Below are 13,142 nucleotides of genomic sequence, written 5' to 3' on the forward strand. Positions count from 1 at the left end.
ATCCGTGCCCGCTCCGTATGGAAACCGCAAGATTTTACTGGCAAGGAGCGTCATATGAATGATGTGACATCCGCTCTGGCTATCGTCGTCCTTGCCGCGGGCAAGGGCACCCGCATGAAAAGCGACACGCATAAGGTGCTGCACGCCATCGCGGGCAGGCCGATGCTGGACCATCTGCTGGCCAGCGCCGAAGCGCTCGATCCGCAGCGCCGCGTGGTGGTGGCGGGCCATGGGCGCGACCAGCTGGAAAAGGCGCTGAAGGGCCGGGCGGATATCGCGCTTCAGGAGCCTCAGCTCGGCACCGGCCATGCGGTGCAGATGGCCGAGCAGGCGCTTGAGGGTTTCGATGGCGATGTGCTGATTCTCTATGGCGATGTGCCCTTTGTGAGCACGCAAACCATGCAGGCGATGATCGCGCGGCTGAATGCTCCCGATGCCCCCGCCGTGGTGGTGCTGGGCTTCGAGCCTGAGGATACGCTGCAATATGGCCGGGTGATCGCGCAGGACGGCCGCATCCTGAAAATGGTCGAGCACAAGGACGCCACGCCCGAGGAACGCGCTTGCCGCCTCTGCAACTCCGGGCTGATGGCGGTGAAGGCGCGCGATCTCTTCGGCCTGCTGGCGCGCGTGGGCAATGACAATGCCCAGGGCGAATATTACCTGATCGATATCGTCAACATCGCCAATGCGGACGGGCGGATCTGCGCCGTGACCGTCACCGAGGATGCCGACGAGGTGATGGGCATCAACAGCCGTGGCGAACTGGCTCAGGCCGAGCGCCTCTGGCAGGACCGTCGCCGCAAGCAGGCGATGGTCGATGGCGCCACGCTGATCGCGCCCGAGACGGTGTGGTTCAGTTGGGACACGCAGCTTGGCCGCGATGTGGTGGTGGAGCCCAATGTGGTCTTCGGGCCCGGCGTTGCGGTGGAGGATCATGTGGTCATCCATGCCTTCTCGCATCTGGAAGGCGCGAAGGTGGCCAGCAAGGCTGACATCGGGCCTTACGCCCGTCTGCGCCCCGGCGCGGATATTCGCGAGAAGGCCAAGGTTGGCAATTTCGTCGAGATCAAGAATGCCGTGATGGGGGTGGGCGCCAAGGCCAACCACCTTTCCTATGTCGGCGATGCCGATGTGGGGGCGGGCGCCAATCTGGGCGCGGGCACGATTACCTGCAATTACAACGGCTATTTCAAGCACAAGACGATCATCGGCGAGCGGGCCTTTATCGGCTCGAACAGCGCGCTGATCGCTCCGGTGACGATCGGGGCCGATGCCATCGTGGCGGCGGGCAGTGCCGTCAGCCGCGATGTGGCGCCCGGCGAGCTGCGCGTGGTGCGCGCCGAGCAAATGGTGAAGCCGGGCTGGGCCGACCAGTTCCACGACATCATGCGCAAGAAAAAGGCCGAAAAGGACGGCAGCAAGGGATAGTTCCCTTAAGCTGCCGGAAAGCCTGAACGATATAATTGCGGCCCATAGACAGGGCCTTACCAAACAGGGAATTGAGCGCGCATGTGTGGCATCATCGGCATCGTCGGCAAGGATGAAGTGGCGGACCGTCTGGTCGATGGTCTGCGCCGCATGGAATATCGCGGCTACGACTCGGCGGGCGTCTGCACCGTGCATGAGGGCGAGCTGGTGCGCCGCCGCGCGCCGGGCAAGCTGCTCAATCTGGTGAAGGAGCTGGCGGTCAATCCGGCGCCGGGCCATGTCGGCATCGCGCATACGCGCTGGGCCACCCATGGCGCGCCGACGGCGGCCAATGCCCACCCGCATGCCACCAGCGTGCTGGGTCTGGTCCACAATGGCATCATCGAGAACTTCAAGCCGCTGCGTGACGAGCTGACGGCCAAGGGCCGCAGCTTCGAATCCGATACCGATACGGAGGTGGTGGCCCATCTCGTTTCGGATCTGGTGGAATCCGGCCTCTCGCCCGAGGAAGCCGTGGCGCAGGCGCTGCCCCGGCTGCGCGGCGCCTTTGCGCTGGCGATCGCTTTCCGCGAATACCCGGACATGCTGATCGGCGCGCGCCTCGGCTCGCCGCTGGTGGTGGGTTATGGCGAGGGTGAGACCTATCTGGGCTCCGACGCCCTTGCGCTGGCCCCGCTGACGCAGCGCATCTGCTATCTGGAAGAGGGCGACTGGGTGGTCATCACCCGCGAGGGCGCCCGCATCCACGACAAGGACAACAACCCTGTCGAGCGCCCCATCGTCGCCAGCGGCGCCAGCGCGGCGGCGGTGGAGAAGGGCAATTACCGCCACTTCATGCAGAAGGAAATCTACGAGCAGCCCACCGTGGTCGCCCAGACGCTGCGGAGCTACGTGCGTCAGGTCGATGAGAGCGTGGCCCTGCCGCAGATCGATTTCGACCTTTCCGCCATCCGCCGCGTGACCATCGTGGCCTGCGGCACCTCCTTCTATGCGGGCCTTGTCGCCAAATACTGGTTCGAGCAATTCGCCCGCCTGCCGGTCGATATCGATGTCGCCAGCGAATTCCGCTACCGCGATCCCGTGCTGGAGCCGGGCGGCTTGGCCATCTTCATCAGCCAGTCGGGCGAGACCGCCGACACGCTGGCCGCGCTGCGCCATTGCAAGGAAAACGGCCAGACCATCGCCGTGGTGGTGAATGTGCCCACCAGCTCCATGGCGCGTGAGGCCGATCTGCTGCTGCCCACCCATGCCGGGCCGGAAATCGGCGTGGCCTCCACCAAGGCCTTCACCTGCCAGCTTGCCGTGCTGGCCGCGCTGGCCGCGCATCTGGCAGTGAAGCGCGGGCGCATGAGCCGCGAGGAAGAGCGCCATGTCGTCCATCAGCTGATCGAGACGCCCGCCGCTTTGAACGCTGCCTTGGCCTATGACGATGCGATCGCCGCCATGGCGCATCTGATCGCCCCGGCGCGCGATGTGCTCTATCTGGGGCGTGGGCAGGACTTCCCGCTGGCGCTGGAAGGTGCGTTGAAACTGAAGGAAATCAGCTATATTCACGCCGAAGGTTATGCTGCGGGTGAGATGAAGCATGGCCCCATCGCGCTGATCGACGAGAACGTGCCGGTCATCGTGCTGGCACCTTCGGGCCCGCTGTTCGAGAAGACCGTCAGCAACATGCAGGAGGTGCGGGCGCGCGGCGGCAAGATCGTGCTGATCTCTGATGCCGAAGGCCTGGCCGAGGCGGGCGAGGGTTGCATCGCCACCATCGAGATGCCCAAGATCCACCCGCTAATCGCGCCGCTGGTCTATGCCGTGCCGGTGCAGTTGCTGGCCTATCATGTGGCTTGCGTGAAGGGCACCGATGTCGATCAGCCGCGCAATCTGGCCAAGTCGGTCACCGTCGAATAACGGCGCAGCGCGGCTGTGATGAGAAAAGGCCTCCCTCTCGGCTGAGAGGGAGGCCTTTTCTATTTGCCAAGCGACAATGTGCTCGCCGCCCGCATCGTTCCGATCTTGACCAGAGCATGCTGCATCAGCGCGCATGCATGGGCAGAAAGGGAAAGCGAAAGGCAGCCTTAGCCCTGTTTCAGCGGGGGAGGGCTGTTTCAGCCGCAAGGTGCCGATCGCATCATGGAGAGGGTGCGAAATCAGCCCAGATCGCTGATATCGCTCTTATCTTCCCGGTTGGCATGGTTGGCGGGCGAGCTGGCCACAACCACGCCGCCCCGGCCCATGCATTTGACCAATGTGCCGCGTTCCAGCACTTCGGTGTCGTCATTCTTCATGTCATTCTCCAACATCGTGCTGACGTGGCGGAATCCCTGTTCCGCCCGCGTCAGTCCTGTCCGGTCGACGGTCTCAGCCGATCGACCGAAGTCGGCCAAGGGTAACCCTTTGGCCGGTTGCTTCAGATGGACTCCCGTGGATTGGCGATGGCCTTATGTGGCCGAAATTTCGGCCGTTAACCTTGGATGGTCTTGATTAAATTCAAAAATTGCATCGCCTTGAGCCTCTATGAACAACGATACAGATCCGGATGCAAATCGATTGCGGTGAACGCCCCCTCAGGCACGTTGACGGGAGTGGGCTCGTTCATCCGGCAGCCAGATAAAAACGGGCGCGCTGGCGCCAATAAAAAGGCCCGGCCTGTAGGATCAGGCCGGGCTCGATGTTGTTTCAACAGGGTATGCCCCGCTGCCGTTGAGGCCTTACCAGTTCCACATGGTCCCGTCTTCCAGGCGGGCGACGGGCAGGTAGGCGGGCTTGTAGGGGTATTTTGCGGCCAGCGTCTCGTCGATGTCCACGCCGTGACCGGGGGTTTCGCCGCAATAGAGCATGCCCTTGTCGAAGCTGTAATCGTGAGGGAAGACCGCGTCGGTCTCGGGCGTGTGGCGCATATATTCCTGAATGCCGAAATTGGGCACCCAGGTGTCGAAATGCAGCGCCGTGCCCATCGTCACCGGCGAGAGGTCGGTCGCGCCATGGCAGCCGGTGCGGATCTGATACAGGCTGGCCAGATCGGCGATGCGCCGCAGATGGGTGATGCCGCCCGCGCCCACGATGGTGGCACGGATATAGTCGACAAGCTGGTTCTGGATCAGGTCCTTGGCGTCCCAGATCGTGTTGAAGATCTCACCCACCGCCAGCGGGGTGGTGGTGTGCTGGCGGATCAGCCTGAAGGCTTCCTGATTTTCAGCCGGGGTCACATCCTCCAGCCAGAACAGGCTGTAGGGCTCCAGCGCCTTGCCAAGCTGCGCTGCCTCGGTGGGGGTGTAGCGGTGATGGCCATCATGGAGAAGATGATGGTCAAACCCATAGGTTTCACGCAGCTTTTCAAACAGTTTCGGGACGTAGTTGAGAGCTTTTCGCGTATCCCAGCCCGTGACCGAAGGCAGCGCCGCATCGGCGGGCTCATAGAACAGCTTGCCCCGGCCCACGCCGTAAGCATCCTTGATTCCCGGAACGCCGGTCTGCGCGCGGATCGCCTTATAGCCCAGATCGATATACTGGCCCACCGCATCGACGGTCTCGGCAATGTCGCTGCCATTGGCATGACCATAGACCATCACGCCATCGCGGCTGCGCCCGCCCAGCAACTGATAGAGCGGCATCCCCGCCATCTTCGCCTTGATGTCCCACAACGCCACATCGACGGCGGCAATCGCGCGCATCGTCACCGGGCCGCGGCGCCAATAAGCTCCGCGATAGAGATACTGCCAGATGTCCTCGCTGTTGCGCGGGTCCATGCCGATCAGGCAGGGAATAACGTGATCTTCCAGATAGCTGACGACCGATTTCTCGCGCCCGTTGAGCGTGGCATCGCCGATGCCATAGACGCCCTGATCGGTCTCGATCTTGAGGGTCACGAAATTGCGGCCTGGCGAGGTGACGATAACGCGGGCAGACTTGATTTTCATGGCGCGAGGTTTCCGGATTTGGTCAACTTGTGTTAGACAACCTCCTTGACCAATTCCATTTGGCCTGTCAATTTTGATTTACGTGGTAAGGCCATTTACAGGAGAGCATAATGACTGACGCCACGCGCCCACAGAGCCCCGGCCCCGAAGCCGGCTCGCATGATCGGCTGTATCAGGATCTGGCGCGCAAGCTGATGGCGGAACTGGCGACCGGCAAGTTCAAGGTGGGCGACCGCCTGCCGGCCGAGCGGGAGCTGACCACGCAGTACAATGTCAGCCGCCCGACCGTGCGCGAGGCTGTGATCGCGTTGGAAGTACAGGGCTTTGTCGAGGTGAAGGTCGGCTCGGGCGCCTATGTCCGCCGTCTGCCGGGGCGTGACGACACGCCGGGCTTCAACATCTCGGCCTTCGAACTGACCGAGGCCCGCCTGCTGTTCGAGGGCGAGGCTGCCGCTCTGGCCGCCACCCAGATCAGCGAGGATGAGCTGGCAGAGCTGGCCGGCCTGATCGATGAAATGGACCGCAACCCCGAGGGGGCGGTGAAGGCCGACCGCGCCTTTCACCTGACCATCGCCCGCGCCTCGCGCAACAATGCCGTGGCCGAAGCGGTTGAGCGCCTGTGGGAGCTGCGGCAACTGTCGCCGGAAAGCGCCCTGCTTCATGAGAAGGCGCGCAACGCCAACGTCATCCCCGTGGTCGAGGAGCATACCGCCGTGCTTGAGGCGCTGCGCGCTCATGATTCCAACGCGGCGCGGGCGGCGATGCGCACGCATCTGGCTGCCGTGCTCGACAGCCTGCTCTTCGCCACCGAGGAAAAGGCCATCGAGGAAGCCCGCCGCGCGGCGCGCGCCAAGCGGGAGCGCTATGTCCGCGCCACCAGTTGACACCAGCCTGATGGGACTGCCGTTTCGGTCATGCCGCTGACGGGGTGTTTCGGCCTGACCATTATGGGCTTCGCCTGCCTTGTCGCGAGGCAGGTGTACCCATCGGCTGGCCGCTGATCGGGCGAAAAAGGGTTTGCATACAGTGACGATGTCGACGCGCCTTGCGCCTGCCCATCTGCCTTTGGTGGCCGCCCGGCCTGCCTATGACCGCGATCAGCGCGCGATCGGCATCGTCCATTTTGGCCTCGGCGCCTTCACCCGCGCGCATCAGGCCTGGTACACCGACCGCGCCATGGACACGGCGGGCGGCGACTGGATGATCGTCGGCGTGTCGATGCGCTCGCCCGATGTGGGGGCGCAACTGAACCCGCAAGGCGGCCTTTACACGTTGGCGCAACGCTCGGCCGAGGGGGTGGAACTGCGCCTGATCGGCAGCGTGGCGCAGGTGCTGCAGGCCGGCGAGGACACCGGGGCCATCGTCGAACATCTGGCGGCGCCCACCACCCATATCGTCAGCTTCACCGTGACGGAGAAGGGCTATTGCCGCGGCGCTGACGGCAGCCTCGATCCCGCAATGGCCGAGCGCGGCTTCTATCCCCTGCTGGCCGCGGGGCTGGAGCGCCGCAAAAGCGCGGGGTTGGGCGGGCTGACTTTGATGTCCTGCGACAATCTGGCGGACAATGGTCATCAACTGCGCGCGCTTCTGCGTTCCTATCTCGGTGAAACCGATCCGGCGTTGCTCGACTGGTTCGAGCACCATTGCACCACCCCCTGCACCATGGTCGACCGCATCGTGCCCGCCACAACGCAGGAGGATCGCGCCGCGCTGGAGGCGATGACCGGCCTGCGCGATGAAGGCGCCGTGGTGACCGAGCCCTTCAGCCAATGGGTGATCGAGGATGCCTTCGCCGGGCCGCGCCCCGCCTGGGAGGCGGTCGGCGCGCAGATCGTGAGCGATGTGGCGCCCTATGAAACCGCCAAGCTGCGCATGCTGAACGGCGCGCATTCGGCGCTGGCCTATCTGGGGCTGGCGCGCGGCCACGCTCATGTCCATGAGGCGGTGGCTGACCCCGTGCTGCGTGCCTGCGTCAGCCGTCTGATGAGCGAGGAAGCCGCTCCCACCATTCACGCCGGGCCTGATCAGGATCTGGCGGCCTATGCGGCAGCCTTGCTGGAGCGCTTTGCCAATCCCGCGCTCAATCACCGGCTGATCCAGATCGCGATGGATGGCAGCCAGAAGATTTCCCAGCGCTGGCTGGCGACTTTGGCTCATGCTCAGGGGCGGCAGTGCCCGGCCATTCTCACCGCCATCGGCGCATGGCTGGCCCATCTGCGCGGCGAGAACATTGCCGCATGGGGCACGGTCGACGATCCGCGTGCGGATGAACTCACGGCTCTGGTCCAAAATTCGCAAGCTGAGGAACAGATTAACGCGATCTTTGGCGAAGGCGGCCCGATGGCCAGCGCATGGCAACCGAGCAGTGCCGACAGGGCCCTCATTATGGCGTGGAAAGGCCACCAACCCGTCCCGTGAGGCGAGGCCGAACCCGGCGCAAATCCCAACAGAAGGTTACCAAATAAACCACGGGCATTTACAGTGTGCCAAGGATTGGGCGCCTATGCTCCGCCCATGAGTGGGAATGTGGCAATCGCCAAAAGCGGCGATCTGGATGTGTTGACGGTGCTGGGCCTGGGGAGGCGTGGCAGCGCGGTATCGGCACATCTGGGCGGTTTGCAGGATGTGCAACTGGCCAAGATCGCCCGCATCCGCCTGCTGACCCAGGCCCTGGCCGCCATCGTGGTGCTGGCGCTCTATGCCGCAAGCGTGAGCTGGATGGCGCTGACCGGCTGGCTGGTGGCGCTGGGCCTGTCACTGGGCCTCGCGGCGCATGCCGATCGCGCTCTGGCCAGAGCGGCCCGCCGCACCACCAAGCGCCGCGAAAGGCTGCTGCAAGGCGCGATGACCGTCGGCAACGGACTGGTCTGGGCTGCCGCGCTGTGGTTTTTCGTGCCCTTTGGCAGCCAGCAGAGCCATTTCGAGATCTGGACCGTGCTGGCCATGCTGATGACGGTCTCGGCGCTGATCATTCCGGCGGTGCCTCTGGCCACGCTGCTCTTCGCGGCGGTGGTGGGCGGCGCGGCGGTGGGCTCCTTCCTTCAGAGCGACTATCCGGCGATGGCCGGCGTGTCGGGTCTGTTCGTGGCTTTTGTGGCGCTGGGCACGGTGGAGTCTGCGCGCAATATGCTGCTGTCGCGGATCACCGCCGCCAGCATCGCCGAGCGCAATGAGGTGGTCAGCCTGCTGCTGCGGGAATCGGAGGATGAGGCCGACTGGCTGTGGCAGATCGACGCGCAGCACCGCGTTCGCGGCGCCGGACGGCGTTTCGCCGATGCGCTGGGCCTTTCGCCCGCGCAGATCGAGGGCAGGCCGCTGCTTCAATTGATCGCGGATGAGGGCGGCGACCCGGGCTGGCGCGAACTGGCCATCCGCCTGCGCGACCGCGAGGGCTTTGCGGGCCTTGCTTTGCGCGTGCAGGTGATGGGGCGGCTGCGCTGGTGGGAGATGTCGGGCGCGCCGCGCTGGGATGGCGCCGGGGCCTTCGAGGGCTTCCATGGCGTCGTCTCCGATGTGACCCAACAGCGTGAAACCGCCGAGCGCATCGCCTGGCAGGCCCGCCATGACACGCTGACCGGCCTGCCCAACCGCGTGATGCTGACCGAAGCGCTGGCCGCAACATTGGCGGGTGAGGCTGGCGGCGCGCTGATGCTGCTCGATCTCGACCGGTTCAAGGCGGTGAATGACACGCTGGGCCATCCGGTCGGCGATGCGCTGCTGGCTCAGGTGGGGCAGCGGCTTCAGGCGCTGATGGGGCCGGGCGAGATGGCGGGCAGGCTTGGCGGCGACGAGTTCGCCGTGGTGCTGCCCGATGCCCGGCGGCTGGAGCAGCTTGGCCAGCAGATCATCCGCGATCTGTCGCGGCCCTATCTGATCAGCGGCCATACGCTGGCCATCGGCGTCAGCATCGGCTCGGCCATGGGGGCGCGCGATGGCGATAGTGTCGAGGAGCTGATGCGCCATGCCGATATGGCGCTCTATCGCTCCAAGGACAGCGGGCGCGGGCGGCATATCGCCTATGACGATGCGCTGAGCGCCGTGGTGCGCGACCGGCGCGAGCAGGAGGACGCCCTGCGCCGCGCCATCGAGAGTGAGCAATTCCTGCTGCAATATCAGCCCGTGGTCGATCTGGTCGGCGAGCGCGTGGTGGGTTTCGAGGCGCTGCTGCGCTGGCACCATCCGGAGCGCGGCGTGATCGGCCCAGATGCTTTCGTCCCTCTGGCCGAGGCCTGCGGGCTGATCCTGCCGATCGGGCGCTGGGTGCTGGGCGCCGCCGCGCGTGAGGCGGCACGCTGGTCCGGGCCGCTGCGCGTGGCGGTGAATGTGGCGCCGCTGCAACTGATGGCGCCCGATTTCGTCGAGGGGCTGGTGCAGGTGCTGGCGACATCCGGCGTCAAACCGCAGCGGCTGGAAATCGAGGTGACCGAGAGCATCTTTGCCGGCGATGCCGACCGTGCGCGCAGCGTGCTGGAGCAGGTTTTGGCGCTGGGGTGCCGGGTGTCGCTGGATGATTTCGGGGCGGGATCGTCTTCGCTCGACTATCTGCGCCGCCTGCAGTTCTCCTCGATCAAGATTGATCGCGGTCTGGTGAAGGGCGCGCTTGCCGGGCATCAGGAGAGCCTCGCCACCATCCGCGCGATCGTCGCCATGGCCGACGGGCTGGATATGGGCAGCACCGCCGAGGGTGTGGAGACGGCTCAGGAGCTGGCGTTGATGCGCGATCTGGGGTGCCGCTGGGCGCAAGGCTATTACTTTGGCCGCCCGATGGATAGCAGCGCGATCGATCGGTTGTTTGAGAGGCAGAAGCAGGCTTGAAGGGATGAAAGCAGGGGGCCATCGCCCCCTGCACCCCCGTTACGTCTTCCGACACGGAGGAAGCGCGAGGCCGGAACGAGGCGCAAACGTCCCACCGCCGGAGGCTTTCATGCCTGCGGCGCTGCAACCTTAGCTCTTTGGCCGAACCCGAAGCGCAACGTAGACATTCATCGGAGCGCGAGGGGGTAACCCCCTCGCATCTTCTCTTTAAACCCCTTGAAAAGAAAAAGGCGGCGAAGCCGAAGCCTCGCCGCCCTTTCAAATCGGTCAAACCCGAAAACGATCAGGCCGAAACCAGCGTCCGCACCACGCTCTCGAACAGGGCGCGGCCATCGATGCCGCCCTGCGCCTTTTCGATATGGCGCTCGGGGTGGGGCATCATGCCCAGCACATTGCCCTTCTCGTTCAGCACGCCCGCGATCTTACGCGCCGAGCCATTGACCTCTTCGGCATAGCGGAAAGCCACGCGGCCTTCGCCCTCGATGCGGTCCAGCGTGGCGTCGTCGGCGAAGAAGTTGCCGTCGTGGTGGGCCACGGGGATGGTGATGCGCTGGTCCTTGAAGTAGCGGCTGGTGAACAGCGAGTCGTTGTTCTCGACGTTCAGCGCCACCTCGCGGCAGACGAAGCGGATGCCGGCGTTGCGCATCAGCGCGCCGGGCAGCAGGCCGGCTTCGGTCAGCACCTGGAAGCCGTTGCACACGCCAAGGACGGCGACGCCCTTGTTGGCGGCGGCGACAACGGCCTGCATCACGGGGCTGCGGGCGGCCATGGCGCCGCTGCGCAGATAGTCGCCATAGGAGAAGCCGCCGGGCAGGGCGATGAAATCAAGGCCTTCGGGCAGGGCGGCGTCGCCGTGCCACACGCGATGGACCTCGCCGCCGCAGACGTTCTCGATTGCCACCGCCATGTCGCGGTCGCAGTTCGAGCCGGGGAAGGTGATGACGGCAGCGCGGAAGGTCATGCGGCGACCCTTTCGATGCGGTAGTTCTCAATGACCTGATTGGCGAGCAGCTTCTGGGCCATCTCGTCCAGGGCGGCGTCGGTCACGCTGTCATCGACGTCCAGCTCGATCAGGCGGCCGGCGCGCACGTCCGACACGCCCGAGAAGCCGAGGCCCTCGATGGCGTGATGGATGGCGCGGCCCTGCGGATCGAGCACGCCGTTCTTGAGGCTGACGAAAACGCGCACTTTCATGGGGGCAGGGCCTTTCTATCCGGCGGAAACAGGAATCGCGGCCCCTATGGCCCCGAAAAGCGCAAAAGCCAAGGGGCAGGGTAGACCGCCTGCCCCTTTTCAGCCGATCAGCCGCCGTTGCGGGGTGTTGCGGCGCCGTCCAGACGGTCTCCGCCCAGCGCCCGGTAGAGCGAAACGCGGTTCGATCCATCGGCCAGCACCGTGGCGATCAGCGTCTTTTCCGAGGTGTAGAGCGTCTGCTGGGCGGTCAGCACATCGAGATAGGTGTCGATCCCGCCCTGATAGCGCTGGGTTGAGAGGCGGAAATTGTCCGCCGCCGCATCGCGCGCGGCGGTGCTGGCCTCAAGCTGGTCGGCGATGGTGCCGCGCCGGGCCAGCACATTGGCCACGTCGGAGAAGGCCGATTGCACCGCCTTGCGATAGGCCGCCAGCGAGGCGTCCTGCTGGGCCTCGGCCTGACGGGCGGTGGCCTTGGCGGCGCCGGCCTTGAAGATGGGGTAGCTGAGCGTTGCGCCGCCCGCCCAGGCGAAGGTGCCGCCGGTGAACAGGCTGGCCAGCGCCGAACTGGCCGTGCCCAGCAGGCCGGTCAGGGTGATCTTGGGGAAGAGCGCGGCGCGCGCGGCGGCGGCATTGCCCTTGGCGGCTTCCAGCGCGTCCTCGGCCTGCATCACATCGGGGCGGCGCAGCAGGATGTCGGAGGACAGGCCGGTGGGGATGGTCGCCAGATGCAGATTGGCATCGGTCAGGCTGAGGGGCAGGTTGGCCGGATCGATGTTATCGCCGACCAGCAGGCGCAGGGCGTTGAGATCGGCGGCCTGAGCATTGGTCTGGCTGGCGATATCGGACTGCGCCTGACGCAGCGTGATCTCCGCCTTGCGCAGGTCGCCCAGCGGCGCCACGCCGCCATCGACGCGCTTTTTGGTCAGTTGCACGCTGTCTTTGGCGGCGGTTTCGGTATCATGCGCCAGCTTGAGCAGGCTGGTGTCGGCGGCATAGGCCAGCCAGCCCGTGGCGATGCTGGAGACCACCGAAAGCCGCGCACTGCGCGCCGCCGCCTGCGTGCCGAGATAGGAGGCGCGAGCCGCCGCCGTCAGATCGCGCAGCCGCCCGAACAGGTCCAGTTCATAGGATGACACCACGCCCTGCGCGTTGAAGGAATCGCCCTTGGCGCTGCTGGAAATGCCCAAGGCGCGGTCGCCGCCCGAGTGGGTCCAGCCCGCGCTGGCATCCAGTTCGGGGAAGAGCGCGGAGCGGGCAATGCGGAACTGCGCCTGCGCCGCCTGCACATTGGCCACGGCCTGAGCGATATCCTGATTATGCACCAGCCCTTGCTCGATCAGCGCGGCAAGGCGCGGATCGGCCAGCACGTCGCGATAGGCATAGGTCGGGGTCTGCTCCACGCCGGGCGCACCATAGGCCGGGCCGGAGGGGAACTGCGCTGGGATGGGCAGCGGGCCATCTGACTTGGGCGCAGCTTGAGCAGCGCTGGCGGTCAGCACGCCTACCAGAGCCATAAGGGCGGGCAGGCGGCTCATGCCTGAACCTCCTGCGCCTTGCCGCCCTTCTTGCCGCGCAGCTTCTCCCACTGCTCCTTCAGCGTCAGGCGGATCAGCACGAAGAACAGCGGGATGAAGAACACCGCCAGCACCGTCGCCGTCAGCATGCCGCCGATCACCGCTGTGCCGATGGCGATGCGCGCATTGGCACCCGCGCCATGCGCCAGCGCCAGCGGCAGCACGCCGAAGATAAAGGCGCAGCGACGTCATCAGGATCGGGCGCAGGCGGATCCTG

General features: G+C 65.4%; 11 protein-coding genes. 5 read left to right on the forward strand and 6 right to left on the reverse strand.

The genetic code is table 11. The annotated features are described in order from the left end of the window. Positions 1 to 54 precede the first annotated feature (54 nt). Both glmU and glmS read left to right on the forward strand, forming a co-directional pair. Positions 55 to 1,428 (forward strand): bifunctional UDP-N-acetylglucosamine diphosphorylase/glucosamine-1-phosphate N-acetyltransferase GlmU, encoded by a 1,374-nt coding sequence (gene glmU / locus ABDW49_RS08565; RefSeq protein ID WP_343611187.1) that lies wholly within the window; start codon positions 55 to 57, stop codon positions 1,426 to 1,428. Between the two features lie 81 nt (positions 1,429 to 1,509). Further along, positions 1,510 to 3,333 carry a glutamine--fructose-6-phosphate transaminase (isomerizing) gene (glmS, locus tag ABDW49_RS08570; protein WP_068081434.1) on the forward strand — a complete coding sequence of 608 codons (1,824 nt, stop codon included), beginning with the start codon at positions 1,510 to 1,512 and terminating at the stop codon, positions 3,331 to 3,333. Positions 3,334 to 3,572: 239 nt separating this feature from the next. Here glmS and ABDW49_RS08575 read toward each other — a convergent pair whose 3' ends face one another. Together ABDW49_RS08575 and manD are read right to left on the reverse strand one after the other, a co-directional pair. Continuing rightward, on the reverse strand, positions 3,573 to 3,710 hold the full coding sequence (locus ABDW49_RS08575; RefSeq protein WP_343611190.1) for a hypothetical protein: 138 nt from the start codon (positions 3,708 to 3,710) through the stop codon (positions 3,573 to 3,575). Positions 3,711 to 4,133: 423 nt separating this feature from the next. Then, entirely contained in the window at positions 4,134 to 5,342 is a 1,209-nt protein-coding gene (manD, locus tag ABDW49_RS08580) for a D-mannonate dehydratase ManD (protein ID WP_343611191.1), read from the reverse strand. A 110-nt stretch (positions 5,343 to 5,452) separates the two neighbouring features. Here manD and ABDW49_RS08585 point away from each other — a divergent pair, with 110 nt between their 5' ends. The 3 genes from ABDW49_RS08585 (at position 5,453) to ABDW49_RS08595 (ending at position 10,157) form a co-directional block, all read left to right on the forward strand. Then, the gene (locus ABDW49_RS08585) at positions 5,453 to 6,226 is read left to right on the forward strand and encodes a FadR/GntR family transcriptional regulator (RefSeq protein ID WP_343611193.1); all 774 of its coding nucleotides are present in this window, start codon (positions 5,453 to 5,455) and stop codon (positions 6,224 to 6,226) included. A 148-nt stretch (positions 6,227 to 6,374) separates the two neighbouring features. Next, positions 6,375 to 7,760, forward strand: coding sequence for a mannitol dehydrogenase family protein (locus ABDW49_RS08590; RefSeq protein WP_343614209.1), 1,386 nt, complete (start codon positions 6,375 to 6,377; stop codon positions 7,758 to 7,760). 108 nt (positions 7,761 to 7,868) lie between these two features. Continuing rightward, positions 7,869 to 10,157 carry an EAL domain-containing protein gene (locus tag ABDW49_RS08595; RefSeq protein WP_343611195.1) on the forward strand — a complete coding sequence of 763 codons (2,289 nt, stop codon included), beginning with the start codon at positions 7,869 to 7,871 and terminating at the stop codon, positions 10,155 to 10,157. A 283-nt stretch (positions 10,158 to 10,440) separates the two neighbouring features. On the opposite strand, the gene purQ is transcribed toward ABDW49_RS08595, so the two are convergent. The 4 genes from purQ to ABDW49_RS08615 all read right to left on the reverse strand — a co-directional run bounded on the left by purQ (position 10,441) and on the right by ABDW49_RS08615 (position 13,089). Further along, a complete protein-coding gene (gene purQ / locus ABDW49_RS08600; protein WP_343611196.1) occupies positions 10,441 to 11,118 on the reverse strand; it encodes a phosphoribosylformylglycinamidine synthase subunit PurQ in 678 nt (225 codons plus the stop codon). Then, entirely contained in the window at positions 11,115 to 11,351 is a 237-nt protein-coding gene (gene purS, locus ABDW49_RS08605) for a phosphoribosylformylglycinamidine synthase subunit PurS (protein ID WP_343611197.1), read from the reverse strand. Before purS ends, purQ begins: the two co-directional genes overlap by 4 nt. Positions 11,352 to 11,458: 107 nt before the next feature. After that, positions 11,459 to 12,886, reverse strand: a complete 1,428-nt coding sequence (locus ABDW49_RS08610; RefSeq protein ID WP_343614211.1) for an efflux transporter outer membrane subunit — start codon at positions 12,884 to 12,886, stop codon at positions 11,459 to 11,461. Then, positions 12,883 to 13,089 carry an efflux RND transporter permease subunit gene (locus ABDW49_RS08615; RefSeq protein WP_343614213.1) on the reverse strand — a complete coding sequence of 69 codons (207 nt, stop codon included), beginning with the start codon at positions 13,087 to 13,089 and terminating at the stop codon, positions 12,883 to 12,885. Before ABDW49_RS08615 ends, ABDW49_RS08610 begins: the two co-directional genes overlap by 4 nt. Positions 13,090 to 13,142: the final 53 nt, after the last annotated feature.

The organism is Novosphingobium sp. (genome assembly GCF_039595395.1).
Classification (GTDB): domain Bacteria; phylum Pseudomonadota; class Alphaproteobacteria; order Sphingomonadales; family Sphingomonadaceae; genus Novosphingobium.